The 25,907-nt window shown below is 37.6% G+C and carries 24 protein-coding genes and 1 tRNA gene; 14 read left to right on the top strand and 11 right to left on the bottom strand.

Going from position 1 to position 25,907, the window contains the following annotated elements; translation table 11 throughout:
- Positions 1-323: 323 nt before the first annotated feature.
- Positions 324-1,169, top strand: coding sequence for an EamA family transporter (locus OK18_RS03270; RefSeq protein ID WP_050019859.1), 846 nt, complete (start codon positions 324-326; stop codon positions 1,167-1,169).
- Positions 1,170-1,251: 82 nt separating this feature from the next.
- Here the strand turns inward: OK18_RS03270 and OK18_RS03265 are convergent, their stop codons facing one another.
- Entirely contained in the window at positions 1,252-2,610 is a 1,359-nt protein-coding gene (locus OK18_RS03265) for an ATP-binding protein (protein ID WP_053327067.1), read from the bottom strand.
- A gap of 7 nt (positions 2,611-2,617) precedes the next feature.
- The gene (locus tag OK18_RS03260) at positions 2,618-3,313 is read right to left on the bottom strand and encodes a response regulator transcription factor (RefSeq protein ID WP_053327066.1); all 696 of its coding nucleotides are present in this window, start codon (positions 3,311-3,313) and stop codon (positions 2,618-2,620) included.
- A 158-nt stretch (positions 3,314-3,471) separates the two neighbouring features.
- Between OK18_RS03260 and OK18_RS03255 the strand changes: the two genes are divergently transcribed.
- The gene (locus OK18_RS03255) at positions 3,472-4,071 is read left to right on the top strand and encodes a YiiX/YebB-like N1pC/P60 family cysteine hydrolase (protein WP_228377683.1); all 600 of its coding nucleotides are present in this window, start codon (positions 3,472-3,474) and stop codon (positions 4,069-4,071) included.
- A 158-nt stretch (positions 4,072-4,229) separates the two neighbouring features.
- Positions 4,230-4,541, top strand: coding sequence for a cysteine methyltransferase (locus OK18_RS03250; RefSeq protein ID WP_050019860.1), 312 nt, complete (start codon positions 4,230-4,232; stop codon positions 4,539-4,541).
- A 199-nt stretch (positions 4,542-4,740) separates the two neighbouring features.
- Here OK18_RS03250 and murA read toward each other — a convergent pair whose 3' ends face one another.
- Positions 4,741-6,048: a UDP-N-acetylglucosamine 1-carboxyvinyltransferase gene (gene murA / locus OK18_RS03245; protein ID WP_053327065.1), complete on the bottom strand. Its 1,308-nt coding sequence runs from the start codon at positions 6,046-6,048 to the stop codon at positions 4,741-4,743.
- Positions 6,048-6,701 carry a DUF4290 domain-containing protein gene (locus OK18_RS03240; protein ID WP_053327064.1) on the bottom strand — a complete coding sequence of 218 codons (654 nt, stop codon included), beginning with the start codon at positions 6,699-6,701 and terminating at the stop codon, positions 6,048-6,050. Before OK18_RS03240 ends, murA begins: the two co-directional genes overlap by 1 nt.
- A 187-nt stretch (positions 6,702-6,888) precedes the next feature.
- Between OK18_RS03240 and OK18_RS03235 the strand changes: the two genes are divergently transcribed.
- Positions 6,889-8,322 (top strand): alpha-amylase, encoded by a 1,434-nt coding sequence (locus OK18_RS03235; protein WP_053327063.1) that lies wholly within the window; start codon positions 6,889-6,891, stop codon positions 8,320-8,322.
- 104 nt (positions 8,323-8,426) lie between these two features.
- Here OK18_RS03235 and OK18_RS03230 read toward each other — a convergent pair whose 3' ends face one another.
- Together OK18_RS03230 and OK18_RS03225 are read right to left on the bottom strand one after the other, a co-directional pair.
- Positions 8,427-8,837: a thiol-disulfide oxidoreductase DCC family protein gene (locus OK18_RS03230; protein ID WP_050019864.1), complete on the bottom strand. Its 411-nt coding sequence runs from the start codon at positions 8,835-8,837 to the stop codon at positions 8,427-8,429.
- Between the two features lie 5 nt (positions 8,838-8,842).
- The gene (locus OK18_RS03225; RefSeq protein ID WP_053327062.1) at positions 8,843-9,310 is read right to left on the bottom strand and encodes a heme-binding domain-containing protein; all 468 of its coding nucleotides are present in this window, start codon (positions 9,308-9,310) and stop codon (positions 8,843-8,845) included.
- A gap of 424 nt (positions 9,311-9,734) precedes the next feature.
- Here OK18_RS03225 and katG point away from each other — a divergent pair, with 424 nt between their 5' ends.
- Positions 9,735-12,014: a catalase/peroxidase HPI gene (katG, locus tag OK18_RS03220; protein ID WP_050019865.1), complete on the top strand. Its 2,280-nt coding sequence runs from the start codon at positions 9,735-9,737 to the stop codon at positions 12,012-12,014.
- 49 nt (positions 12,015-12,063) lie between these two features.
- On the opposite strand, the gene OK18_RS03215 is transcribed toward katG, so the two are convergent.
- The 3 genes from OK18_RS03215 to OK18_RS03205 all read right to left on the bottom strand — a co-directional run bounded on the left by OK18_RS03215 (position 12,064) and on the right by OK18_RS03205 (position 13,608).
- Positions 12,064-12,453, bottom strand: a complete 390-nt coding sequence (locus OK18_RS03215) for a hypothetical protein (protein ID WP_053327061.1) — start codon at positions 12,451-12,453, stop codon at positions 12,064-12,066.
- A 53-nt stretch (positions 12,454-12,506) separates the two neighbouring features.
- Positions 12,507-12,914 (bottom strand): hypothetical protein, encoded by a 408-nt coding sequence (locus OK18_RS03210; RefSeq protein WP_053327060.1) that lies wholly within the window; start codon positions 12,912-12,914, stop codon positions 12,507-12,509.
- Positions 12,915-13,537: 623 nt separating this feature from the next.
- A tRNA-Gln gene (locus OK18_RS03205) sits at positions 13,538-13,608 on the bottom strand.
- A gap of 437 nt (positions 13,609-14,045) precedes the next feature.
- On the opposite strand from OK18_RS03205, the gene der reads away from it, so the two are divergent.
- Both der and upp read left to right on the top strand, forming a co-directional pair.
- A complete protein-coding gene (der, locus tag OK18_RS03200) occupies positions 14,046-15,356 on the top strand; it encodes a ribosome biogenesis GTPase Der (RefSeq protein ID WP_050019871.1) in 1,311 nt (436 codons plus the stop codon).
- Positions 15,357-15,488: 132 nt separating this feature from the next.
- A complete protein-coding gene (upp, locus tag OK18_RS03195) occupies positions 15,489-16,139 on the top strand; it encodes a uracil phosphoribosyltransferase (protein ID WP_053327059.1) in 651 nt (216 codons plus the stop codon).
- A 128-nt stretch (positions 16,140-16,267) separates the two neighbouring features.
- Here upp and OK18_RS03190 read toward each other — a convergent pair whose 3' ends face one another.
- Together OK18_RS03190 and OK18_RS03185 are read right to left on the bottom strand one after the other, a co-directional pair.
- Positions 16,268-16,921 carry a ComF family protein gene (locus OK18_RS03190; RefSeq protein ID WP_053327058.1) on the bottom strand — a complete coding sequence of 218 codons (654 nt, stop codon included), beginning with the start codon at positions 16,919-16,921 and terminating at the stop codon, positions 16,268-16,270.
- Positions 16,922-17,008: 87 nt separating this feature from the next.
- On the bottom strand, positions 17,009-18,487 hold the full coding sequence (locus tag OK18_RS03185) for a helix-turn-helix domain-containing protein (RefSeq protein ID WP_050019874.1): 1,479 nt from the start codon (positions 18,485-18,487) through the stop codon (positions 17,009-17,011).
- 124 nt (positions 18,488-18,611) lie between these two features.
- On the opposite strand from OK18_RS03185, the gene aceB reads away from it, so the two are divergent.
- The 7 genes from aceB (at position 18,612) to OK18_RS03150 (ending at position 25,854) form a co-directional block, all read left to right on the top strand.
- Positions 18,612-20,186 (top strand): malate synthase A, encoded by a 1,575-nt coding sequence (gene aceB / locus OK18_RS03180; protein WP_053327057.1) that lies wholly within the window; start codon positions 18,612-18,614, stop codon positions 20,184-20,186.
- 109 nt (positions 20,187-20,295) lie between these two features.
- Positions 20,296-21,576, top strand: a complete 1,281-nt coding sequence (aceA, locus tag OK18_RS03175; RefSeq protein WP_053327056.1) for an isocitrate lyase — start codon at positions 20,296-20,298, stop codon at positions 21,574-21,576.
- Positions 21,577-21,686: 110 nt separating this feature from the next.
- On the top strand, positions 21,687-22,073 hold the full coding sequence (locus OK18_RS03170; protein ID WP_050019877.1) for an acyl-CoA thioesterase: 387 nt from the start codon (positions 21,687-21,689) through the stop codon (positions 22,071-22,073).
- Positions 22,074-22,149: 76 nt separating this feature from the next.
- Positions 22,150-23,319 carry a hypothetical protein gene (locus tag OK18_RS03165; RefSeq protein WP_053327055.1) on the top strand — a complete coding sequence of 390 codons (1,170 nt, stop codon included), beginning with the start codon at positions 22,150-22,152 and terminating at the stop codon, positions 23,317-23,319.
- Between the two features lie 117 nt (positions 23,320-23,436).
- A complete protein-coding gene (locus tag OK18_RS03160) occupies positions 23,437-23,883 on the top strand; it encodes a 6-pyruvoyl trahydropterin synthase family protein (RefSeq protein ID WP_053327054.1) in 447 nt (148 codons plus the stop codon).
- A gap of 23 nt (positions 23,884-23,906) precedes the next feature.
- A complete protein-coding gene (locus OK18_RS03155) occupies positions 23,907-24,677 on the top strand; it encodes a UDP-2,3-diacylglucosamine diphosphatase (protein WP_050019880.1) in 771 nt (256 codons plus the stop codon).
- A 196-nt stretch (positions 24,678-24,873) separates the two neighbouring features.
- Positions 24,874-25,854 carry a LuxE/PaaK family acyltransferase gene (locus tag OK18_RS03150; RefSeq protein ID WP_053327053.1) on the top strand — a complete coding sequence of 327 codons (981 nt, stop codon included), beginning with the start codon at positions 24,874-24,876 and terminating at the stop codon, positions 25,852-25,854.
- Positions 25,855-25,907 lie beyond the last annotated feature (53 nt).

The following is a 25,907-nucleotide window of genomic DNA, read 5'->3' as shown; positions in this document are numbered from 1 at the left end:
CTTTATTTTTTACTGTGCAAAAGTAATGAGAGCGTCTTTTTTTTACCGTTAGAAAAGCTTTAGAATAGTATTAGAAAAGTATTAGAAAAATGATATTGTGATTTTTTGATAGTATCATTTAATACGATTAATGTTATAAAATGAGATCTCCTTGCAGACTAAAGAATAAGGTGATCTCTGTATCCATTATAAAAGGCAAAATTTCAATACATTTGGAGCAAACTATTATAATGGTAAGTCGTGACTGTAATTTATAGAATAAAGTTCACTTACATCGGGAAATTTCTTCCCAAAGGTTGGTTTATGAATGTTAAATTTTAGAAATGAAAAATTCAAATATAGCGATACCCGCAACGCTTTTAGCAATTATCTGCGTACAGGGAGGTGCTTCTATAGCTAAACAGCTCTTTCCCCTTATAGGACCTATTGGAACCGTTACTTTAAGGATTGTACTTTCGGCTATTTTGCTTACTTTAATTAATCGTCCGAAATTTTTGCAGTTTACCGCGCAAAAATGGAAATATTGTGCACTGTATGGAATGGGTCTGGCTGCTATGAATCTTATTTTTTATATGGCCATTCAGCGGATTCCATTGGGACTGGCTGTTACAGTGGAATTTGCGGGCCCTTTATTTCTGGCGCTTGCCCTGTCCCGTAAATTGCTGGATGTCATCTGGGCATTACTGGCTTGTGCCGGAATATTGCTGATTGTTCCATGGCAGAGTAATAATGTAGATTTAACAGGTCTTGGACTGGCTTTCCTCGCGGGAATGTTTTGGGCGGTTTATATTGTGATGGGCGGGAAAGTTTCCAAAATTATGGACGGGAAAGATGCTGTCACAACAGGAATGTTATTTGCAAGTTTGTTGATAATACCCTTTACCATATGGGATGGAGCGGTATTCAATCTTACCCCTGCGATCTTTATGAAAGGACTGGGAGTGGCCATTTTATCCAGTGCATTGCCGTTTTCATTGGAAATTTTGGCATTGAAAAGGTTACCTGCAAAGACATTCAGTATTCTGATGAGCTTAGAACCTGCCTTTGCAGCCCTTTCAGGATTGGTATTCCTGGCAGAAGATTTAAGTTTCTTACAATGGATTTCCATTATTTGTGTAATTGCAGCCAGCATAGGAACTACTGTTTTCGGTAAAAGGGTCAGTCATTGATCAAAAACTTCCGGATTTTCAAAAAACATAGTTCTTTTTTACGGCCTGTATATAGCTTCAATTTTGCAATTGGAAAATAAAGCTATATACTAAACTCCACTGTAAAAACCGTGGCTTTATCATCCGATGCCACTGTGATAACGGCGTGATGAAGATGAATGATTTTTTCTGTGAGAAAAAGCCCGATTCCGTATCCTTTTTCTTTTTTTGAATTTTCGCTTCTGTAAAAAGGTTCAAAAATATGTTCCAGATCTTCCTGCGAAATGATGATTCCCCTGTTGCTGAACCTGATGTGCAGTTTTCCCGAAAGTATTTTAACGTCAATTGAGCAGGTATGTTCGGGGGAATATTTGCATGCGTTATCTATAAGATTATTAAAAGCTACCTGAAGCAGGTATTCATTTCCTTGTATGGTGAGCTGGCGTTCCTCTACAGTATCTTCAATATTCAATGAAACTTTATATCCGGTATTTTCTTTGATAATTTTGGCATAAGACTCCAAAAGGATTTCATCAAGGCGTATTTCAGAGAAGCTGATTTCATTGGGATCATAGCTTGCCTTGGCCAGATCCATGAGGCTATTGGATAATTTTGCCATATTCCGGGCATCTTCCAACACACGCTGTATGGTTTGCTGATATTCTTCGTGGGTTTGCTTTTTTTCAGAAGCCAGTTCCAGCTCTGTAATAATGGCTGATAAAGGAGTCCGCAGTTCATGGGAAATATTAGAAACGAAATATTTCTGAGCATCAAAAGAATTTTCCAGGCGTTCCAGCATGCCATTGAAACTCTGAGCCAGTTCATTGAGCTCATCGTTTTCTTTTGTTGTTTTTAATCTCCATTGTAACCTTCCGGCTGTAATTTTTTTAATCTGGCCCACCATTTCGCTCAACGGGCTTAGAGTTTTCTTGGAGAGGAATATTCCGGCAAGGTAAATGAGAACCAAAATACTGATGAAAGCCAAGACGCTGATGGTAAGAAGATGGGTAAGGTATTCATAGCCATATTGGTCATACGAGGCAGCTGTTACTGCATAAGATTTTCCGGAATGATGATACACTATCCCGATTACCTGCAGTTTTCCTGAAAAAAAGGTAATTTTCTTTTTCTGAAATATTTCGGAAAGCATTTCCTGGTCCTCTTTTACATAATCTACTTTGGCATCATCATGGTAAACAAGCCGGTTGTTGGAATCATAGATTGCCACCTGTACCTCATTCAGGGTTCTGTTGTTATTTTTGTACAATTTATGCATTTCCTGCTCAGGCAGTGAGCTTTGAAAAAAAAGATCTGCTTTGGCTATAGCTTCATTTTGCAGCTCGCTGTAAAAAGACTTTTCCCGGGCTTCTTTTGATGAATAATAGATGGATACACTGTAAATACTTAAAAGCATTGCAGTGATCAGGGTAAAAAGCAGCGTAAGCCTGGTTCTTATTTTCATCTTTGTATTATACCTGTTCGTAATTTTTCTTTAAAATAAATCCCATTCCCGGCTTGGTGTGAATCAGTTTATCTTCAAAATCCCTGTCAATTTTTTTCCGGAGATAATTAATGTATACATCAATAAAGTTGGTTCCCGTATCAAAATGAGTTTCCCATACCTTTTCGGCAATTTCACTTCGTGGTAACACCCTTTCGGAATTTTCAAGCATAAATTTAAGGAGGTTAAACTCCTTCGGAGTTAATTGTATCGGAACCTGATTCCTGCTCACCAGTTTCTGCTCCAGGTTCATCTCAATACCTTCATAGGTGAGTACGGAGACTTTTTGCTGCCTTTGCTGCGAAAAACGTTTCAGGAGAACCTTGATTCTGGCGGTCAGTTCCCGCATTTCAAAAGGCTTGGTCATATAATCGTCAGCTCCGGCATCAAACCCTTCCAGTTTATCATCCGTAGTTCCAAGAGCCGTAAGCATGATCATCGGAAGATCCGGTTTTAAAGCTTTTATTTCACTGCAAAATTCAAGACCGTTTTTTTGAGGAAGGATAATATCCGTTATTATCAGATCGAAATCTTTCTGCAAGGCAAGCTTTAGGGCTGCTATTCCGTCATAGGCCATGCTTACTTCAAATCCGGATTCCTGAAGTCCTTTGGTAATAAGTCTGGAAAGCCTGTCGTCGTCTTCTACTAATAAAATATGTGGCATAAGAATATTCGGAATATTGGTTGGTATGAAAACATATCAATATACCAGACAAATGTAATGAATTCTATTTTGTAATTTTGACACTGAAATCATTATGAATGCAGGAATTTAAATTACTTTTTAATAGAGAAAGCCTACTGACAGGAATATTTTTTTGTTTGATTTTTCTGTTGGCTCATTGTAGCTCATACCAGAAATTATCCCTTCAGAACGGAGATTTACTTTTTGTAACAGCAAAAGGAACCGGACTTTCCGGAGCTATTAATAATGTTACCCAAAGACAGGAAACAATATCTTTTGATCATATCGGCATTCTTGAAAAAGAGGGCAATGAACTGTTTGTATTGCATGCAGCTCCAAAAGGAGGTTCTCAAAAACAACAGATAAAAGAATTTCTTAATGATCAGAAAGAAGAAGGACAGAAAGTGATAGTATACCGTCTGAAGCCTGAATTTCAGAAATCAATTCCACAGGCGATTCAAAAAGCGCATCAAATGCTTGGGAAACCATATAACTTTAATTATATACTGGATGAAAACTCGTTCTATTGTTCAGACTTTGTAGAAAGGGCTTTCCGGGAAGATCATATTTTCAAATTGGAACCCATGACTTTTATTGATCCTAAAACAGGAACTATCAATGCATTCTGGGAAGATTTTTATAAAAAGAAAAACCTGAAGGTTCCTGAAGGAGAACCGGGCTGTAATCCTAATGGCCTGGCTGGTTCAGAAAAGTTGGAAAGAATAAGGGAACTGTAAAATTCAAATGAAAGAAGCTGGAAAAAGCTTCTTTTTTAGTTAAAATTCAAAAAATATTAGTCTACTAATTTGGTGGACTAATATTTTTTTATATTTTTGTCACAGATTTAACGCAGAAAGCAGATAATCTGAAAGTGTTTAACCAAAAATGTTTAACGATGATTACACCTAATCCTAATCTGCAGGTTTTACAAAATAAAATAAACCTGCCTAAAAAAGAATTGTTATTGGAAATAGAGTTGAATGGCAAAATGAAATTTGAACATTTAATGCATATGATCTATAACCAATTAGGAATCTGCCATAGAGTGTTATCAGCAAATGTGGAATATGTGAACGGATACAGTTTTGGTTCGGTGCAGTTATACATCAATGTCAATTCAGAAGATTATCAGCAACTTGAATTCTACCTGAATAAAAATAAACTTTTGAGTACAACGGTGGAATATGTCTGCCGGAAATATTCTTGAGAGAGATTCATATAGTTTTAATTACTCAAAGTGTCTGGTATTTATTTACCGGACACTTTTTATACTTAAAAAACAAAGGCCTTCTACTGTAGCTACTATTTGATGTGTAATCCATCTCTTCCTCACGGGGGATGATAATATTCGAAGATAAAAAAGCGCCCGGATCACTCCGGACGCTCTATAGTAATAAAAATAAGTTTTAGATTCTTTCAATATCGGCACCAATGGCTCTTAATCTTCCATCGATATTTTCATATCCCCTGTCAATTTGTTCGATATTGTGAATAATGGATTTTCCTTCTGCAGAAAGTGCTGCGATAAGGAGGGCGTTTCCGGCTCTGATATCCGGGGAAACCATGGTGGTCCCTCTTAAAGGGGTTTCCTGGTTTAATCCGATTACCGTTGCTCTGTGTGGATCACACAGAATGATCTGTGCTCCCATATCAATTAATTTATCTACGAAGAATAATCTGGACTCAAACATTTTCTGATGAACCAAAATGCTTCCTTTTGCCTGAGTAGCTACCACCAGGATGATAGATAACAAATCCGGAGTGAATCCGGGCCATGGAGCATCTGAGATGGTCAGGATAGATCCGTCAATGAATTTCTGGATTTTATAATGATCCTGGGCAGGAATATAAATATCATCGTTACGCTGCTCAAGTTCAATCCCTAATTTTCTGAAGGTGTTGGGGATCACTCCCAACTGATTCCAGTTTACATTTTTGATGGTAATTTCAGATTTTGTCATGGCGGCAAGACCAATCCAGGATCCGATTTCCACCATATCAGGAAGCATGGTATGCTCAGTTCCTCTCAGGGAATCTACTCCTTCAATGGTTAAGAGATTGGAACCAATTCCTGAAATATTAGCCCCCATTCTGTTTAGCATTTTACATAATTGCTGAAGATATGGTTCACAAGCGGCATTGTAAATTCTTGTTTTTCCTTTTGCCAGTACGGCAGCCATGACAATATTGGCTGTTCCGGTAACGGAAGCCTCTTCCAGCAAAATAAATTTTCCTTTGAGCTCAGTAGCCTTTAAAGAATAAAAGTATTCCTCTTCATCGTAATTGAATTCTGCACCCAGCTCTACCAATCCCTGGAAATGGGTGTCCAGTCTTCTTCTTCCGATTTTATCACCACCCGGAGTCGGCATATAAGCTTCGCCATAACGGGCCAGCATAGGTCCCATCAGCATGATGGAGCCACGCAATTTAGCGCCGTCCTTTTTGAATTCGCTGGATTTTATATAATCAAAATTAACCTGATCAGCCTTGAAAGTATAATCTCCCTGTCCGTTTTTGGTAATTTTTACCCCGAAGTCCCCTAAAATTTCAATCAGTCTGTTCACATCATGAATATCAGGAATATTTTTAATTCTTACCTCATCATCGGTCAGCAAAACTGCACATAAAATTTGTAGGGCTTCGTTTTTTGCCCCTTGTGGAGTTATTTCACCCTGCAGTTTTTTCCCTCCTCTTATTTGAAATGTTCCACTCATTATTTTCTGTTTTTATGATTATGCTTTCGTTTGTTATTATTGTTGTTGTTACTTTGGTTTTTATTGCCGCTGCTGTTTTTGTTGTTTCGGTTATTATTATTTGTGTAATAAATTTTACTTTTTTCAAGAGAATCAATTCCGGTAAGATCTAACCTGTTTTCCGACAATTCCTTGAGATGCCTGAAAATAACATCGTCCGTTACGTGTTCCTTATTATAGACATTGTAAGACTTCTTCATATTGTTGGCAATCACCTCGATAAGGGCTTCTTTTTCATCGCCGGTTTCCAGTTCAATTGCTTTATCAATCAATTGAAGAATACTTTTTCCGTAAAATTTAAAATCTCCCTGAAGTTTTGGATATTCCATTTTTTTAGGCTTTTCTGCCAATTGTTCCCTGGTTGGAAAAGGATATGGGGATTCTACATCCAGATCATAATCTGCCAGAATAAAAAGATGGTCCCAAAGTTTATGTTTATAATTTTCTTCGTCGCGAAGTTGTGGGTTTCTCTGACCCATAAAATCGATAATGGCCATAGCCATTTCACTTCTTTCCTCTTTGGTAGGAAGTTCTTTACAGCGCTCAACCAATTGTTGTATAATCCTGCCGTATTCCGGCATATGAAGCTGAGTTTTTTGGGTATTGTATTCCATAGTATGCAAATATATGCATTAAAAGAAAAATTGTTTCGGGAATCTTAAAAATTTATGATTTTTTAATGAAAATTTCATCCATCCTTTCTGAATGTTTATTGGAGAAAATGAAAATATTTCTCAACGATTGGAGTTTATTTTTGATAAAAGTGTAAATTGGTTAATGAATTACTAATCAGATATTGATATGAAAAAAACACATTTCCTTCTTTCTTTACTGGCTTTAACCGTGATGAGCTCTTGCCGGAATAATGATGAATCAACAATCGAAGCTCCGGGGAAACAAGAGGCTCACAATAAAACAATTAATGTGACCCATCATGATGGGAGACCATTTAGTACAGGAAAAGTGTCTGTACAGGGAAAATTTGTATCCGGGCCCGGTGGAGGAGTTCTGATGCAGGGTTTTTATTGGGATGTTCCGGAAGGGGGTAATTGGTGGAATACCGTTAAAGATAAACTGACAGCCTGGTCGGATGCAGGCATTGGGGCAGTATGGCTTCCTCCTGCTTCAAAAGCTCAGAACGGAGCTTATTCCATGGGCTATGATCCCACAGATTATTATGATTTTGGGAATTTCAATCAAAATGGAAGTATCGAAACCCGCTTCGGATCCAGAACAGAGCTGGAGGCATTGATTACAAAAGCGCATGCAGAAAATATGCAGGTATATGCGGATATTGTCATCAATCATAACAGTGGAGGAAAATCGGAAGCCAATCCTTTTACGGGAACAAATACCTGGACGGATTTTTCCGGAATCGCTTCGGGAAAGTTTCAAAGAAATTACAATGACTTTTATAAAAATGCCTACGGAAATAATGATGAAGGTTCTTTTGGTGGATTTCCGGATCTGTGTCATGCCAATCCTCATGTACAGGACTGGCTCTGGGGCCGGGACGACTCTGTCGCAAAATACTATAAAAATGTAATGAAGTTCGATGGCTGGAGATTTGATTATGTCAAAGGCTTCGGACCGTGGGTAGTCAATACGTGGAACTCCAAGGTAGGAGGATTTTCCGTGGGAGAGCTTTGGGACTCCAATGTCAATACACTGGAATGGTGGGCTAATAATGCAAACAGTTCCGTGTTTGACTTTGCTGCTTACTATAAAATGGATGAAGCTTTTGATAATGGCAATTTAAACGCCCTGAATGACGATATGATGTGGAAAAGAAATCCTTATAAGGCAGTAACTTTTGTTGCCAATCATGATACGGATATCATTTATAATAAAATGCCTGCCTATGCCTATATTCTGACTCATGAAGGCTATCCTACCATTTTCTACAGGGATTATGAAGAATGGCTGAATAAAGAAAGAATGAACAACCTGATCTGGATCCATAATAATAAGGCAACAGGAACTACATCTATTCTTTATACGGATAATGACGAATACATTGCAAGACGTAACGGATATAACGGGAATCCCGGACTTGTAGTGTATATCAATACCTCTTCAAGCTGGCAGGAAAGATGGGTTGAAACCAATTGGAGCAGCCAACAGATTAAAGATTTTACCGGACACTCAAGCTGGTATCCTACAACTCAGGGGGATAAATGGGTAAAAATCCAATGCCCGCCGAATAGCTATTCCATATGGTCGGTTAATTTATAAGTAAAGGACAGATTCTATTGATATTGATTCCGCAGATGTTGCTGACAAACGTGGATCTCTTTTGTAAGAATAACATTTGCGGAATTTGTGAATATGCGGGATTATCAAACCTGGATAAACTTTTTCTTCTGATGCTCATCAGGGAGAAAGCACTTTTGATTGGCCAGTTTCATTCTGTTTTTTGAAATGATATCATAAAGTTGGTCACTCAGAAAGGCGGGTATAATTTTTCCAATAATTGAAAGTCTGTAAATTCCTCCCAGCATATTGGCAATTTCCAGGACAGCTTTTGACTTGATTAAATAATACTGATGCGGCTTCCAAAGATAAAGCGTGTTAAATACCTTCGTTTCTAATCCTCTTTCTGATAAAAATTGCTGTCCGAAACCGGATTGCAATGAAGCAAACATAAATTTGTCTTTTTTATCCCTTTCCAGAATCCACTGGACCCAGAAATTGCAGACACCACAATTCCCGTCAAAAAATACAATATGTTTATTTTCCCAGTTTTCCACAATTTCTATTTATTAAACATAATTCCTCTTTCAGTATCTTCTTTTATCTTATTAAAGTATTTAACCAAATCAGCACGCTGTTCATCCGCTAACTTTGCATTTTGATGTCCTATATAATAAGATTCAAGAGGCATTTCTTTTTTTTCAATCATTTCTATACACTCTTCTAATTTTTTGAGTTGCCTCTGAGGCTCATATACAGCAAAGGTAGAAAAATTAAGATGTTTTCTGCCCTCATTAATGTGGTTTTTCAAAAACCATGAAGCCGGTGAAATATTTGCATACCAGGGATATCTGGTTTCATTGGAGTGGCAGTCATAGCAGGAAGTACGGATGGTTTTGGCAATTTTATCAGGAGTTTTTTTAATCTTCAGAAAATCCATGCCCGGAGTTAAGGGAGGATTGGTTTTATCGATAGGAAAAAACTGGATCATAATAAAGGCTACCAGAATGACAACTAATACTTTTTTCATAGATGTTCATGTTTCTTATATAAAGATAGCTAATTTATTTTAAGATTGTATACCGGAAACAGGAAGAAGGAAGAATTGTTTTATAGCAATCATCAGAAAAAACGTTTATAAATTGAGAATGTTGTTACTGTAAGTTTAATACTTTCAAACTTTTGGTTTTCAGATTTGTCCGATATTCTTTGAGTCATTCTAAATAGAGTGGGGTAATGATGTTTTCACTCAATTGATACAAAAAAATCGCTAACTTAATACCACAATAATGTCTTTGATAAATGCCGCGGAAGTATTTAATTATAGTTTTTTACTATCGTTGAAATAATAATTAATAGATTGTATTTATTAGATAAGGATTGTAAGTTTGTCATGTCTTACAACAGAAAAGTTACTTAATCTGCATTAATCAATATAAAATAAATAAACAACAATGGAAAAAGATTTGAATGACATCAGTAAATGTCCGTTTCACAACGGAACGATGAAAAAGAATGTAGCGGGAGGAGGAACTCAAAATCAGGATTGGTGGCCTGATCAGTTGAGAGTAGATATCCTGCGTCAGCATTCATCACTGTCTAATCCTATGGATGAAGACTTTGATTATGCCGAGGCTTTTAAAAGCCTGGATCTTGAGGCGGTTAAAAGGGACCTCCATGCATTAATGACGGATTCACAAGACTGGTGGCCTGCTGATTTCGGACATTATGGGCCTCTGTTTATCCGTATGGCGTGGCACAGTGCCGGAACGTATCGTGTAGGAGATGGCAGAGGAGGTGCCGGATCGGGACAGCAGCGTTTTGCCCCGTTAAACAGCTGGCCGGATAATGTCAGTCTGGATAAAGCAAGAAGATTATTATGGCCGATCAAACAAAAGTATGGAAGAAATATATCCTGGGCAGACCTTTTAATCCTTACGGGAAATGTTGCCCTGGAATCTATGGGTTTCAAAACATTCGGATTTGCAGGCGGGCGTGAAGACGTTTGGGAACCGGATATGGATGTGTATTGGGGATCGGAAAAGACATGGTTAGGTGGAGATGTGCGTTATGCTCACGGTTCCGAAGGAGTAGCAGAGGGACAGTCGGCGGTTCTTCCGACAGATGATAATGCAGATGGCGATATCCATTCCAGAAACCTGGAGAAACCACTGGCAGCTGTGCAGATGGGACTTATTTATGTAAATCCTGAAGGGCCGGATGGAAATCCTGATCCGATTGCTGCTGCCAAAGATATCCGTGATACCTTCGGACGTATGGCAATGAATGATGAAGAAACGGTTGCCTTGATTGCCGGAGGACATACTTTTGGTAAAACCCACGGAGCAGGCCCGGCTGATCATGTTGGCAAAGAACCTGAAGGTGCAGGAATTGAGCTGCAAGGATTGGGATGGGCGAGTACCTATAAATCCGGAAGCGGAAGAGATGCCATCTCCAGTGGTCTGGAAGTAACATGGACGGAAACCCCGACTCAATGGAGTAATTATTTTTTCAAAAATTTATTTGAAAATGAATGGGAATTAACGAAAAGCCCGGCAGGAGCTCATCAATGGGTTGCAAAAAATGGTGCTGAAATTATTCCCGATGCTTTTGATTCTTCTAAAAAACATAGACCTACAATGTTAACTACGGACCTTTCACTGAGACTGGATCCGGTATATGAAAAAATTTCAAGACATTTTTATGAAAATCCAGATGCCTTTGCAGATGCCTTTGCAAGAGCATGGTTTAAACTTACTCACAGGGATATGGGGCCACGTGCCCGTTATCTGGGGCCCGATGTTCCACAGGAAGAATTAATATGGCAGGACCCGATTCCTGAAGTAGATCATGAGCTGGTAAACGATTCAGATGTGGAAATTCTTAAATCGAAAGTTTTACATTCAGGATTAAGTATTTCCGAATTGGTATCTACTGCCTGGGCTTCAGCTTCAACTTTCAGAGGAAGTGATAAACGTGGTGGTGCGAACGGAGCCAGAATCAGGCTGGAGCCACAAAAAAACTGGGAAGTCAATAATCCGGTGCAGTTACAGAAAGTATTGGATGTGTTGCAGGGAATCCAAAACGATTTTAACGCTTCCCAAAACGATGGTAAGAAAATTTCTTTGGCAGATCTTATTGTTTTAGCAGGAAATGCAGCCGTGGAAGCAGCTGCCAAAAATGCCGGACATGATGTTAAAGTTTCTTTTGCCCCTGGAAGAATGGATGCCTCACAGGAACAAACGGATGTAGAATCTATGGGATATCTTGAGCCTGTTGCTGACGGTTTCCGGAATTACCTGAAAAGAAAATTCTCAGTATCCACAGAATCATTACTGATTGATAAAGCGCAGTTACTAACCCTTACAGCTCCGGAATTAACGGTGTTGATAGGAGGTATGCGTGCCCTGGATACTAATTTTGATGGTTCAAAACATGGAGTGTTTACCAATCGTCCGGGAGTTTTAACCAATGATTTCTTTGTGAATCTATTGGATATGAGAACACAATGGAAAGCGATGTCAGAAGATCAGGAATTGTATATAGGCAGCGACCGGTCAACAGGTCAGCCAAGATGGACGGCCACTCGTGCAGACCTTGTTTTCGGATCTAATTCTGAATTAAGAGCAGTAGCTGAAGTTTACGGAAGTGCTGATGCGCAAGGCAAATTTGTCAAGGACTTTGTAGCAGCCTGGACAAAAGTGATGAATCTGGACAGGTTTGATCTGATTTAACAGATGACCTTATTTATAAAAACTTAGAGACAGCAGGAATGCTGTCTTTTTATTTATCTTTCTGAAGAAAAAACTGGGTTTTATTTTCCAGGGTTAAGACCCCATGATCTTTCCCTTTTAATGTAATAGATCCGGTATGATTATCAAATCTGATGAATACACTGTCTTTTTTGGCGGTAGGAGTGAAAAACAATTTCGCCTTTTCAGTAGCAATTCCTTTTTTATACATAATGATACTGTCAGGTCTTACTACAATATGGATATTCTCTTCCCGGATTTTTTCTTTTACCAATTGGTGTAATGCTAATTCTTTAAACTCACTTTTATCACTTAAATTGATAATATCATCCACTTTCCAGTTACCCAGAAACTGATCATTGGTTTGTTTCATGAAAGATAAACAGATAACGGGAATTAATAAGTAAGATATTTTTTTCATGTGGTAATACAGGTTAAAAATGGCAAGGGTTTACCCCTTGCCATCTGTTATATTTAAGAATTGTTCTTGATCACATCGTCATTTATCTGGATAAGTAAAGTCTTCATATCGCCATCGATATCTATAGTTTTTTTATTAATAACATCCTCTAAAAGGCCGTCAATATCTGTGCTTCCATTACCTTGTGTTGACATTTTTCCAACAAAGTGATAGTGATTACCACCACCTACTAAATGAACATCATAGTGGTTGATTGAGATTCCACCTAAACCTATTGAAACATCAACCCATCCGTAGATGTGCCAGGTCGTTCCATTAACGTCTTTTATGGTGTAATCCAATTCAATTTTTTTATAAGCATTGGCTGCAGTATAGTTTCCTTTTTCTGGTGTTGGAATTGTGGTATTCGCATATAATGATGCTACACTTAAAACGGTTGTTAATAATAAGATCTTTTTCATAGTAATTAGTTTTGTCCTCATTTTGTTCAGGCTAAGGTGAGAACTTTTTTCTTAACCTGTTTTTAAAATTATTGAATTGGTGATACACTTTTTGAGTTGTTGTATAATCAACTTTTGTATTCAATTTTTTTTACCGGTGTCTTTTACTTTTTGTTTCAAAGAGTTTTCGTCTGTTTTTTCTTTTGTCAATCGTACTTATTGTTGCAAAACAAATATTCTGAAAACCTACTTTCAAAAAAATATCCTACCCTACAATGAAAAAAGTATTTGCTTACTATATACTCGATCGGATTTGCTGTTAGCCGAGTATAGTACGTGCCAATGTGATATTGGCAAGAACTCGTTTTCATGGTAGTTTTTTTAATAATGATTGAATAAATATATAAAATATTTCATTATGTATGGATAAAAATAATAAAAAATAATTAAATATTGTAAAAAATTAATTGTTTTTTATTTTATGTGGAATAAAATATAATGAAGGTTATAGGATACGTTTGTATAGACTGGAATTTTTTAATAAAAATGCCTACAGTTTTGGAATAGATATAAACTAGAAAACAAATTGTGATGTATTAGAAAATATAATAAAAAGAAAAACCACCCTTTAAAAGGATGGTTTGTAGACCCACAGGGATTCGAACCCCAGATGACTGAACCAAAATCAGTAGTGTTACCGCTACACCATGGGTCTGTTTTGATGCCGCGAAATTAGAAAATTAATTTTAAATATGAAAATTTAAATTAAAAATTAATGCGTATAATAGCAGTATAAACGGCTTTAGGTATTGATATCCAAATAATTATTTTTAATAAAAAAATCAAAATAAATGAGACTTTTAATACTCAATAACCTGAATTCGGATTAAGAAAGGTAATTATACAGGCTGGAAGCTGGAAAAGGCGTTGGAAGCTATTTTCAGTTAATTAATAAAAGTTAAACGAATGTTTACTTTTAAAGAAGAAATAACTTCCAGCTTCTATCTCCCGGCTTCAATTGATTAAACCAGAAATCCTTATACTGGGCATTAAATAATAAACCTTATCTTTGCAAAAAAATTGGGCTCCAAAAGTTGGAGTAACCCATTAATAACATATCCTGAGTAAGAAAGGATTATTAAACATTTTTTTATGTCAAATATTGTCGCAATCGTTGGGCGTCCCAACGTAGGAAAATCCACGCTTTTTAATCGTTTATTGGAAAGAAGGGAAGCCATTGTAGATTCTACAGCAGGTGTAACCAGAGACCGTCACTACGGGAAATCCGACTGGAATGGTGTAGACTTTACCGTAATTGATACCGGAGGATACGATGTAGGAACTGATGATATCTTTGAGGAAGAGATCCGTAAGCAGGTACAGCTGGCGGTGGACGAAGCCACATCTATTATTTTTATGATGAATGTAGAAGAGGGGCTTACTGATACAGACCACGAAATTTACAGATTGCTGAGAAGATCCAATAAACCTATTTATATTGTTGTCAACAAAGTTGATTCAGCGAAGGAAGAACTCCCGGCAACAGAATTCTATCAGTTGGGTATTGAAAAATATTATACACTTTCTTCGGCTACAGGATCAGGAACCGGTGATTTGTTGGATGATATTGTGAAAGATTTCCCGACTACAGAATATAAAGATCCTTTTGAAGGATTGCCTAAGATTACAATAGCTGGTCGTCCGAATGTAGGAAAATCTACGTTGACCAACGCATTGTTGGATGTAGAAAGAAATATTGTTACTGACATTGCAGGAACAACAAGAGACAGCATCCAGACCCTGTATAACAAATTCGGACACGAGTTTGTATTGGTAGATACGGCCGGAATGAGAAAAAAATCCAAGGTGAATGAAGATCTTGAATTCTATTCCGTTATGAGATCTATCCGCTCTATTGAATATTCTGATGTAGTGATCATCATGGTAGATGCTACCCAGGGATGGGAATCCCAGGATATGAATATTTTCGGACTGGCTCAGAAAAACAGAAAAGGAATTGTTATTCTGGTAAACAAGTGGGATTTGATTGAAGACAAGCAAACGAACACAATGCGGGATTTTGAAAAATCTATCAAAGACAAAATAGGCCAGTTTCAGGATATTCCGATTCTATTCATCTCAGCTTTAACGAAGCAAAGAATTTTGAAAGCAGTAGAAGTAGCAATGGAAGTGTATGAAGACCGTAAGAAAAAAATCAAAACCTCAAAACTGAATGAGGTAATGCTTCCGATTTTTGAGCAAACACCTCCACCGGCCAATAAAGGGAAATACATTAAAATTAAATACTGTGTTCAGCTTCCTACACCTTCACCACAATTCGTATTCTTCTGTAATCTTCCGCAGTATGTGAAAGAACCTTATAAAAGATTTACTGAAAATCAGTTGAGAAAAGAGTTCGGATTTACCGGAGTCCCAATTGAAGTATATTTCAGACAAAAATAAAATGACTTTTCATAAAAACCTGGTGGGATATTCTTATCAGGTTTTTTTATGCTCATACCTTATTCTTATTGACATCAACCTGCAAATTCGTTTTTTAGTTGTAATTTTGCAGAATTAAAAATTAAGATCTTCATGCTTACTATTTTATCGCAACAATTTTCTCTTGTTAATGAATGGATTAATGAACTTCGAAATGTAAAAGTTCAGCACGATCGGATGAGGTTCCGGAGAAATATGGAAAGAATCGGAGAAATTGCGGCCTTTGAGATCAGCAAAGGATTAGAGCATAGAGAAGTTGAAATTCAGACACCTTTAGATACCATCAAAAGCAGGGAGATTGCGGTACAACCTGTTATTACAACTATTTTAAGAGCCGGAGTACCCTTATTCGAAGGAATACTGAATTACCTGGACAGGGCAGATTGTGGTTTCGTAGCCGCTTACAGAAAACATGATGCCAACGATTATTTTTCCATTAAACAGGATTATCTCACCTGCCCAAGCATTGAAGGAAGACCGTTAATTGTTGCAGATCCGATGCTGGCAACAGGAGCCTCCCTGATTGAAGCCATCAAAGACTTATTGACGAACGGAAACCCTACCCAACTTCATATCGTAGCAGCAATTGCTTCAAGGCAAGGGGTAGAAACGGTTCAGAATGCTTATCCTGACGCTCAGATATGGGTAGGAGCTATTGATGAACAATTAACTTCAAAAGGATATATCACTCCCGGATTAGGTGATGCAGGAGATTTGAGCTACGGAGAAAAACTTCAGCGATAATTAGAGATCCGGATTGTATATAAAATCAATAATAACTTGATCTTACTTTATCTATTGGATGTTTTTGTACCGGAAGTACGATCAGTGTATACATGAACCGATAAACACTTCAGTTATCACTGATTACTTTAAAGATCCATCGCCATTACCAGAACACTTACTTTATTGTTTCCGGCATTTAAAAGCTCCCATGCGATAGATGAAACCGTATTCCCGGTTGTAAAAACATCATCAATCAAAAGGATATGTTTCCCTGTAACAGCCTGGGTAAGTGAGAAAGCGTTAGCTGTACTTAAACGATGCTCCCTGTCTTTCAATGCCTGTGCTTTTGAATAATGATTTCTTTTAATAAGTTCATGGTGGTACGGAATACCATACAATATTGATAATGTCTCTGTAAATAAATGAAGCTGGTTATATCCTCTTTCCTTTAATTTTTTCGGATGTAGCGGGACACTTACCATAAGATCCGGTGTTTTGTCTCTAAAATCCAGTCGTTCCGCCGTCCATTCCGCGAGTGTTTTTCCTGCCTTTTCTCTGCTTCTGTATTTAAGTTCATGAATGATTTTACGGCTTAAACCTTGTTCCTCAAACTGCATCAAAGCATAAGTGTTTTCAACAGGGAACAGCAATTTACACTTTTCCCTGACCGGATTATTGCCGGAAAAATCATAATGGGTAAAATGAATGTGGTCAAAACATACATTACAAACCAGAAGTTCAGGGCTGATAATTCTATTGCAGTGAATGCAGCGGTTAGGGAAAAGTAAGTCAAGTATCATTGTGTGTTTTTGCTAAAGTTATGAAATACTTTCCTGCCGGAAAATACCTTTATCCATAGCTTGATATTCTTCAAATCTTTTTAAGGCTTATTTCTCAAACTCCTTCCGGATCTTTTCTATTGAATTTTTCATACTGAGATTAAAATGCTCTTTATCCAGTCTTACCGGAGGTGCCTGCCTTACTTCACAATCAGGTATACTGCAGGATTCACAGGTAACCCCTACATTAATGGTTTGAAGAGACGGTGATTTGATAAAACCTATCTTCTTGATGGTGTGCGGGTTTAACAAAATGCCCAGACAATAGCTTCTGTTGCTTCCGTCCGAAAAAGGGTTTTTCTGAGAAGTGGAAATCACCAGGTAGCTGATGCCCTGATCTTTATAATGAGAGATCTGAGCACCGGTCAGGGTTTCATTTTCCTTCAGGTAATGAAGATTCTTTACAGCAATCCATCTTCTGCAATAGTGTTCATTGGTCGCATTGGCATGGGGAGCTTGCTGATGGTTGAGATGAAGTTCTTTTAAAATCTGGATCTTGTCCGAATCTTTCTTTTTTACCAGGCATAAGTAGAAAAGATCTTTAATTCCCATTTCAGCAGAAAGGATATTTGTAAGCCGGTAGTAAAAAGTTTCAGGGGAGTGGGTAAAACTGCTGATAAGTTCTTCAAAGTTTTGGGGCTCCCATTTATTGTGAAGAAAAAAGTCTGCGGTTTTTTCGATGACGGGTTCTTTTGATATTAACAAAGCTCCCGCAAAATAAGACGCATAAAAATTATTCAGAATTTCTTCAAAACTTCCGAAGTCAAGCCATGAATATGTGGTAGGACGAACTTTTAATTCCAACACATTAAACCCGATTTCTTTAGCCAGAATAAAGGTTTTCTGATCCTTTTCAAGTTTCCTGTTCAGAAGCAATAGTTTTTTTTCAGGCATAAACAGGGAACGGAGATGATCCAGGGTTCCGTATTTTTCAAAATCTTCAGACTGGATGCTGTAATTGAATTTTTCTGAAAGTATTTTTTCCAGAATGTCAGATTGTAAATTTTTATCAGTTGTAAGGTTGTTTTCCCGGGTAAAAAGACTTACTTTTTCTTCTATTTCAGGAAAATAATTATCATAAAGCTCCTGGAAAGATCTCAGTACCGCGAAGTAAAATCTTTCTTTTCCGAGATTATAATTTTGGGAAATTTCAATCAGGGCATTGATGAAAGCCGTTACTTTTTTGGGGGCATCACTGATGATGCTGATGAGGTTGTTTTTATTAATCCCGAATAGCTCTAAAGGGACCTCTTTAAAAAAATCAGACTGCAGGATTTCGTTAAACGGAGCGAGACTCTTATCCAGCTTTGTGGAAACGAGGTCGTCAAAAGTACATTGCAAAGCTTCGGAAAGCTGGATGATTTTGTCATGCTTGGGGTATTTTTTTCCATTCTCGATTTCGTTGAGATAAGATTTTGAAAGTCCGGTTTTTACGGCAAGATCCTGTAATGACCAGTTTTTCTTTTGTCTCTGTTGTTTCAGTTTCAGTCCGAAAACCGTTTTGATAAAGTCGCTTTCTGAATTCATACTCAAAGATAAATAATAGATGCGATTATTCGCATAATAATTTTTTAATAAAAATAGCGAACGTTCGCTATTTGTGAAAATTTTTGTTTATGTTTGTAATATTAAATCACAAAATCAATAAGTTATGGAAACTAAGACTCAACTGAAAATAAAGGCAGGCAGGCAGTTTGAAGAAATTTTCACTCAGGATCTGATAGATTTCCTGGTAGCTCTTCATCAGAATTTTGATCGCCAAAGAACAGAGCTTTTAGAAGAACGGAAAAAAACTCAGCAAAAGTTTGATCAGGGAATACTGCCCGGGTTTTTAAAAGAAACAGAAGAAATCAGAGCCGGAAGCTGGGTCTGTGCACCATTGCCGGAAGATTTATTAGACAGAAGAGTAGAAATCACCGGACCTGTTGACCGTAAAATGATTATCAATGCTCTCAATTCCGGGGCAATGACATTCATGGCTGATTTTGAAGACAGCAATTCGCCTACATGGGAGAATTGTATGGAAGGACAACTGAACCTTACGGATGCCGTGAACAGAACAATTGATTTTGTAAATGAAAAAGGAAAAGCTTATCATCTTAATGAAAATACAGCAGTTCTGATTGTTCGTCCCCGTGGATTGCATCTTCCTGAAAAGAACATTGAAATCAATGGAGAAGAATCTTCAGGATCATTGATTGATTTTGGAATTTATTTTTTCAGAAACGCAAAAAGGCTTCTGGAAAGAGGAAGTGGTCCTTACTTTTACCTTCCAAAATTAGAATATTATAAAGAGGCCCGCTGGTGGAACGAAGTATTTGTTTTTGCCCAGAATTACCTGGGAATTCCTGAAGGAACAATTAAGGCAACTGTTTTGATAGAAACGATTACCGCTTCATTTCAGATTGATGAAATTTTATACGAATTAAAAGAACATAGCGCAGGTCTGAATTGTGGCAGGTGGGATTATATTTTTTCATACATCAAAAAATTCAGAAACCTTCCGGAATTTATTGTGCCGGACAGGGATCAGGTAACCATGGTCTCACCTTTTATGAATGCTTATTCAAAAAGAGTGATTGAGGGCTGCCATAAAAGGAATGTTCATGCTATGGGAGGAATGGCTGCACAGATCCCTGTGAAAGATAACGATGAGGCAAATGCCCTGGCTTTCGAAAAAGTAAGAAATGATAAAGAAAGGGAAGTAAAAAACGGGCATGATGGCACCTGGGTAGCACATCCTGCATTGGTTTCCGTTGCAAAAGCAGTTTTTGACGAGTATATGCCCGGCAAAAACCAGATTGATAAAAAATTTGAATACCATATACAAGAAGCTGATCTGCTTGAAATTCCCAAAGGTGAAATTACAGAAAAAGGAGTAAGGAAAAATATTAATGTGGGAATCCTTTACCTGGAAAGCTGGCTAATGGGAGTAGGAGCGGCCGCAATTTATAATCTGATGGAAGATGCAGCTACGGCAGAAATTTCAAGGACCCAGATCTGGCAATGGCTGAAAAACGAAGCCGTCTTAAGTGACGACAGGACCCTCACCCGGAATATGGTCCTTCAATGGGAGTCGGAAGAAATGGACAATATTGAAAAATATGTGGGAGAAGAACGTTTTAAAAACGGAAAATTCAACCTGGCTAAAGAACTTTTCAACGAATTGGTTTTCTCTGAGAACTTTGAGGAATTTTTAACCCTTAAAGCCTATCCGTTTATTTAATTATCCAATAGAAATACCAACCAAAAAAACGCAATCAAACAGCTAATGACCAGCAATTGGTTAACATCAACAACTATTACATAACCTTAATCTAACAAATCCAAATATTATGAAAACAAAACAAGAACAAATCCAGGCTATAGAGCAAGATTGGCTGACTAACCCTCGTTGGAACGGAGTGAAGAGACCTTACACGGCAGAAGAAGTTTTAAAACTGAGAGGCTCTTATAAAATAGATTATACCATCGCAACGGAAATGTCTAAAAAGCTTTGGGACAAATTAAATTCCCAGGACTATGTAGCGGGGCTTGGTGCATTAACCGGTAATCAGGCTGTACAGGAAGTGGATGCAGGACTGGAAGCAATATACCTTTCAGGGTGGCAGGTAGCTGCAGATGCAAATTTGTCCGGAGAAATGTATCCGGATCAATCTTTATACCCTGCGAATTCCGTGCCTTCCGTCGTAAAGAAAATTAACAATGCTTTATTAAGGGCAGACCAGGTTCAGTCAGTAAGCGGAACAGGAAATAAAGAATACCTGGTACCGATTATTGCTGATGCAGAAGCAGGCTTTGGTGGAAACCTGAACGCTTTCGAACTGATGAAGCAGATGATCGAGGCAGGAGCTGCCGGGGTGCATTTTGAAGATCAGCTTTCTTCTGCAAAAAAATGCGGACACCTGGGAGGAAAAGTATTGGTCCCTACCCAGGAAGCAGTGAATAAACTGATTGCAGCACGTCTTGCAGCAGATGTATCAGGAGTTCCGAGCCTTATCATTGCAAGAACGGATGCTGATGCCGCAGACTTGCTAACCTCAGATATTGATGACAGGGACAAAAAATTTGTCACCGGTGAGAGAACTTCCGAAGGATTTTATGTAGTAAGAAACGGAGTAGAGCAGGGAATAGACAGAGGATTGTCCTATGCGCCTTATGCAGATTTAATCTGGATGGAAACTTCCAACCCTGATCTGGAACAGGCAAGAAAATTTGCAGAAGGAATCCATGCCAAATTCCCGGGAAAAATGCTTGCTTATAACTGCTCACCTTCGTTTAACTGGGCTGCAAAACTGAGTGTTGAAGAGATGTCTACTTTCCGTGAGGAGCTTGCCAAAATGGGGTATAAATTCCAGTTTATCACATTAGCAGGTTTCCACGCTTTGAACACAGCTATGTTCGAATTGGCTTTAGCATATAAAGAGAGAGGAATGGCAGGATATTCAGAATTGCAGGAACGTGAGTTTGCCTTGCAGCAAAAAGGGTTCCGAGCGGTAAAACACCAGTCTTTTGTAGGAACAGGATATTTTGATGAAATCCAGAATATTGTTACAAATGGTTCATCTGCAACAGTTGCCATGAAAGATTCTACGGAAACTGCACAGTTTCATTAGTCATTTTTTCCATATTTTTTTGATGTAAACCTTCTCATTCTTTGAGAGGGTTTTCTCATAGGAGGCAATTCAAAAGTTACTATATTTGATGATCAATAGAATATGAAATAATGAAGTTAGTACATCAAAAGCAGATACAGGTGACTGAAGAACATATCGATCAGAATAATCACGTCAATAATGTGCAATATGTGCACTGGGTGGAAGAAATAGCAGCAGAGCACTGGGACCTTCTGAAACAGAAAACAGAATATGCAAATGATGCCTGGATGCTTTTAGACCACCATATTCAATATAAAAAGCAGGCTTACCTGAATGATATTATTACCATCAAAACATACCCGGAATCACCGGAAGGAGCAAAACAGCCCAGAAAAGTTGAGTTTTATTGTAATGACCGGTTGCTGGTGAATTCCAGTACCCTATGGGTTCTATTTGATCCGGAAACAAAGAAAATCAAGCGCCTGGAAAATGACTGGCTGGAAAAACTGACCTGATATTGTCATCCAAAAAATCATTGGGTAGCGGCTACTTTGCTTTTTGCTATCGTTAATCAAAAATAAAACTAATAACATGAAATTCTATTATTCAATTCTTGTACTATTTTTCGGCTTTTCGGGTTATGCCCAGGAGAGTTTCTATCGGTTTTCAGAGGATGTGAAAAAGACCATAGTAGAAGATACTACAAAACCAGGATCCTGGAGAAGTCAGATGGGAGCTACCTACTACTCAATAAGCGGGCAATATAAAAAGGCTCTGGAGAGCTGGGATATCACTTTCGGAAGGGTTAAAAAACTGAGTGCTGCCGATAGCCTGAAGTTAACAAAACTCATCCCGGTCAATGCAAAAGATTATATTATGGACCGGGCCTCCCATGAAAAAATAATCATTATTAACGAAGCCCATCACAATGCAAGTCATAGGAATTTTGTATCCTCGTTGCTCAAAGGGTTGTATGAACGTGGCTACAGATACCTGGGAATTGAAACATTACAGAATGACTCTTTAAACACTACAAAATTTGCAGATAGTAATAGCGGGTTTTATTCTCAGGAACCCGAATTCGGAAACTTTATTTACCATGCACTGAAAACCGGTTTTAAGCTTTTTCCCTATGAGAGTGAAGGAAATGGAAAGGAAAGGGAAATCGGGCAGGCTAAAAACATTTATGATTTTATGCAAAAAAACAAGGAAGGAAAATATCTGATTTACTGTGGTTATGAGCATGTCTATGAAGGAGTTCATACATCATGGGAGAAAACAATGGCAGGGAGACTTTCTGATCTGACGGGACTTAATCCTTTCACTATTGACCAGGTTCAGTTTTCTGAAAAAAGCCTTCCGAAATATAACGAGCCATTGCTGAGATGGATGAAAAATGCAGAATCTGTTATCCTGACCAATCCTGATCAGTCGGTATATAATGGAGAAGATAAAGAACTATTTACCGATGTTAAAATTATTCATCCTGTTACAAAATATATAAAAGGGAGACCCGGCTGGATGCTTAATGAAAACCGAAAATTTGTAGAAATTCCGGCTTCTGCAGTTACTCAATATCCGGCTTTGATTTTGGCATATCGTAAAGGAGAGTTTGAAAAAAAAGGTATTCCCGCTGATATCCTGGAACTTAAAGATTCAAAGGATAGCCATTTTCTGATTTTGAATAAAGGAAAGTATGAAATGATTATTAAAGACAGGAATTACAAAGTGATCAGCTGTTTTGAAAAAGTTGTAAAATAAGCCTTGGTTATCGTTTAAAATCCGGATTGGCTTATGTGATATATTAAAGCCCTGTTGAAATCGTTACAATAGAAACTGTCTTTTCTTTGTTAAACTGTTTTGTCATATCTTTGCATTATGATACGTATTACAAAAATTTTTACATTCGAAACAGCTCACGTACTGTACAACTACGATGGGAAATGTAAAAATATGCATGGACATTCCTATAAGCTGTTTGTGACAGTAAAAGGAAGACCCATTAATGATATAGAAAACCCTAAAAACGGGATGGTGGTTGATTTTGGAGATATCAAAAGTATCGTAAAATCTGAAATTGTAGATGTATGGGACCATGCGGTTCTTGTGAATGCTTTGTCTCCACATAAAGAGTTGGGTGATGATCTTGAAACCAGAGGACATAAAGTGATCTACTGCAGTTTCCAGCCAACCTGCGAAAATATGTTGTACGCTATAGCAGCCAAAATAAAATCAAAACTTCCGGACGGAATTTCTTTAGCTTATCTTAAACTTCATGAGACTGAGAATTCTTATGGAGAATGGTTTGCAGAAGATAACCAATAACTTTATCCTACAAAATTCAGGCGGTGTTAAAAACAACAATCAATCTAGAACCCGGAAAAAAAGTCTATTTTGCTTCAGACCAGCATTTTGGAGCGCCAACTCCTCAGGCAAGCAAAGTGCGTGAAGAAAAATTTATACGCTGGATGGATGAAATCAAAGAAGATGCCCAGGTTTTGTTTTTAATGGGTGATCTCTTTGACTTTTGGCATGAATGGAAGCATGTAGTTCCAAAAGGATATGTTCGTGTTCTGGGAAAAATTGCAGAACTGAAAGACCGGGGAATTCATATTTATTTCTTCGTAGGAAATCATGATCTGTGGATGAAGGATTATCTGGAAGAAGAAATAGGATGTACTGTTTTTTATCAGAAGCAATACTTCGAAATGGGAGGAAAGCAGTTTTTGCTGGCCCATGGTGATGGATTAGGCCCCGGAGACAAAGGATATAAAAGGATGAAAAAATTATTCACCAATCCTGTGGCCCAGTGGCTTTTTAAATGGCTTCACCCGGATATTGCCATGAAGATCGCATTGTATCTTTCCCAAAAAAATAAAATGATTTCAGGGGAAGAAGACAAGGCTTTCTTAGGAGAAGAAAAAGAATTTTTAATTATTTATTCCAAAGAAAAGCTGAAGACGGAAAAAATTGATTATTTCATCTATGGGCACCGTCATCTTCCAATGGTGTTGGATCTGGAGCCCGGTTCAAAGTACATTAATCTCGGTGACTGGATTTCTTACTTTACTTACGGGGTTTTCGACGAAGATTTTGAGCTGAAGGTGTTCGGAAAATAACATAAAAAAATTACCCCTGAAAAGAGGTAATTTCGAATGAGCCGAAGCCCATTCTGTTTTTAATCCATATTCCGAATAAATAATTGCAAAATTGTTACCAAAGTATGACTTCAATATTAAAAAAATATTAAATAAAAATATTTTTATAGATAATTGTCTTATAATGAAGTTATAAGATGATAAAAAATTTATACCATTGAAAAATATATTCAATATACAGACAGAACAGGACTTCTTAGCTGAATCACTGAAAACGTTTCGTTATCAGTATGATCATGTTGAAATATACAGGAAGTTTGTTGATTTTTTGAAAATTAATCCTGATGAGGTAGATGGTTTGGAAAAAATACCGTTTCTCCCGATAGAAATGTTTAAAAATCATCAGATTCTGGATAAAAATGTAACAGCTGATCTTTTCTTTCAGAGTTCGGGAACGACCCGGATGAATCTTTCCAGACATTTCATTGCGGACCAGGGCTTATATGAAGAAAGTATTTATAAAAGTTTTGAACAGTTTATCGGCAAACCTGAAGACTTTATTTTCCTTGGGCTGCTTCCAAGTTACCTGGAGAGACAAAATTCATCATTGATTTACATGGTAGACTATCTGATGAAAAAGTCTGACAGGCCGGAGAACGGATATTTTCTTTATAATCATGCCGATCTTTTTGACCTTTTAAATTCCCTGCAGGGTCAAAAGGTTATTCTTTTCGGGGTTTCTTTTGCGCTGTTAGACTTTTTGGATTATTGTCTGCAAAGTGATAAATCATTCAGTTTTCTGGAAAATTTAGTAGTTATTGAAACCGGTGGAATGAAAGGCAGAAAAGAGGAGATGACAAAAGATGAGCTTCTGAAGATTCTTCAGGATGGTTTTAAAACCCATAGGATTTATTCCGAATATTCTATGACAGAGCTTTTATCACAAGCCTATTCCCTTGGAAATAACGAATACGAATGTCCTGCCTGGATGAGAATCATGATCAGGAACGCAGAAGATCCTTTTTCATACGAAAAAGAAGGAAGAACGGGAGCTATTAATATTATTGACCTGGCCAATATCCATTCCTGTGCTTTTATTGCGACTCAGGATCTGGGGAAAATAACAGGAAATAAATTCCAGGTATTAGGAAGAATAGATCACTCGGATATCAGGGGTTGCAGCCTTCTGGTGAGTTGAAAGTGTATTGGAATACCAGGAAAGCCTGACATTTATTGTTAACTCTAAACAAA

Origin of the sequence: Chryseobacterium gallinarum (assembly GCF_001021975.1) — a bacterium.
GTDB lineage: Bacteria > Bacteroidota > Bacteroidia > Flavobacteriales > Weeksellaceae > Chryseobacterium > Chryseobacterium gallinarum.
This window is presented reverse-complemented; position numbering and strand designations above follow the sequence as displayed.

What these genes read in the sequence shown, in the direction of transcription:
- OK18_RS03270 (WP_050019859.1), top strand. Translation starts at nt 324, where the DNA reads ATGAAAAATTCAAATATAGCGATACCCGCAACGCTTTTAGCAATTATC.
- OK18_RS03265 (WP_053327067.1), bottom strand. Translation starts at nt 2,610, where the DNA reads ATGAAAATAAGAACCAGGCTTACGCTGCTTTTTACCCTGATCACTGCA.
- OK18_RS03260 (WP_053327066.1), bottom strand. Translation starts at nt 3,313, where the DNA reads ATGCCACATATTTTATTAGTAGAAGACGACGACAGGCTTTCCAGACTT.
- OK18_RS03250 (WP_050019860.1), top strand. Translation starts at nt 4,230, where the DNA reads ATGATTACACCTAATCCTAATCTGCAGGTTTTACAAAATAAAATAAAC.
- murA (WP_053327065.1), bottom strand. Translation starts at nt 6,048, where the DNA reads ATGAGTGGAACATTTCAAATAAGAGGAGGGAAAAAACTGCAGGGTGAA.
- OK18_RS03240 (WP_053327064.1), bottom strand. Translation starts at nt 6,701, where the DNA reads ATGGAATACAATACCCAAAAAACTCAGCTTCATATGCCGGAATACGGC.
- OK18_RS03235 (WP_053327063.1), top strand. Translation starts at nt 6,889, where the DNA reads ATGAAAAAAACACATTTCCTTCTTTCTTTACTGGCTTTAACCGTGATG.
- OK18_RS03225 (WP_053327062.1), bottom strand. Translation starts at nt 9,310, where the DNA reads ATGAAAAAAGTATTAGTTGTCATTCTGGTAGCCTTTATTATGATCCAG.
- katG (WP_050019865.1), top strand. Translation starts at nt 9,735, where the DNA reads ATGGAAAAAGATTTGAATGACATCAGTAAATGTCCGTTTCACAACGGA.
- OK18_RS03215 (WP_053327061.1), bottom strand. Translation starts at nt 12,453, where the DNA reads ATGAAAAAAATATCTTACTTATTAATTCCCGTTATCTGTTTATCTTTC.
- OK18_RS03210 (WP_053327060.1), bottom strand. Translation starts at nt 12,914, where the DNA reads ATGAAAAAGATCTTATTATTAACAACCGTTTTAAGTGTAGCATCATTA.
- der (WP_050019871.1), top strand. Translation starts at nt 14,046, where the DNA reads ATGTCAAATATTGTCGCAATCGTTGGGCGTCCCAACGTAGGAAAATCC.
- upp (WP_053327059.1), top strand. Translation starts at nt 15,489, where the DNA reads ATGCTTACTATTTTATCGCAACAATTTTCTCTTGTTAATGAATGGATT.
- OK18_RS03190 (WP_053327058.1), bottom strand. Translation starts at nt 16,921, where the DNA reads ATGATACTTGACTTACTTTTCCCTAACCGCTGCATTCACTGCAATAGA.
- OK18_RS03185 (WP_050019874.1), bottom strand. Translation starts at nt 18,487, where the DNA reads ATGAATTCAGAAAGCGACTTTATCAAAACGGTTTTCGGACTGAAACTG.
- aceB (WP_053327057.1), top strand. Translation starts at nt 18,612, where the DNA reads ATGGAAACTAAGACTCAACTGAAAATAAAGGCAGGCAGGCAGTTTGAA.
- aceA (WP_053327056.1), top strand. Translation starts at nt 20,296, where the DNA reads ATGAAAACAAAACAAGAACAAATCCAGGCTATAGAGCAAGATTGGCTG.
- OK18_RS03170 (WP_050019877.1), top strand. Translation starts at nt 21,687, where the DNA reads ATGAAGTTAGTACATCAAAAGCAGATACAGGTGACTGAAGAACATATC.
- OK18_RS03165 (WP_053327055.1), top strand. Translation starts at nt 22,150, where the DNA reads ATGAAATTCTATTATTCAATTCTTGTACTATTTTTCGGCTTTTCGGGT.
- OK18_RS03160 (WP_053327054.1), top strand. Translation starts at nt 23,437, where the DNA reads ATGATACGTATTACAAAAATTTTTACATTCGAAACAGCTCACGTACTG.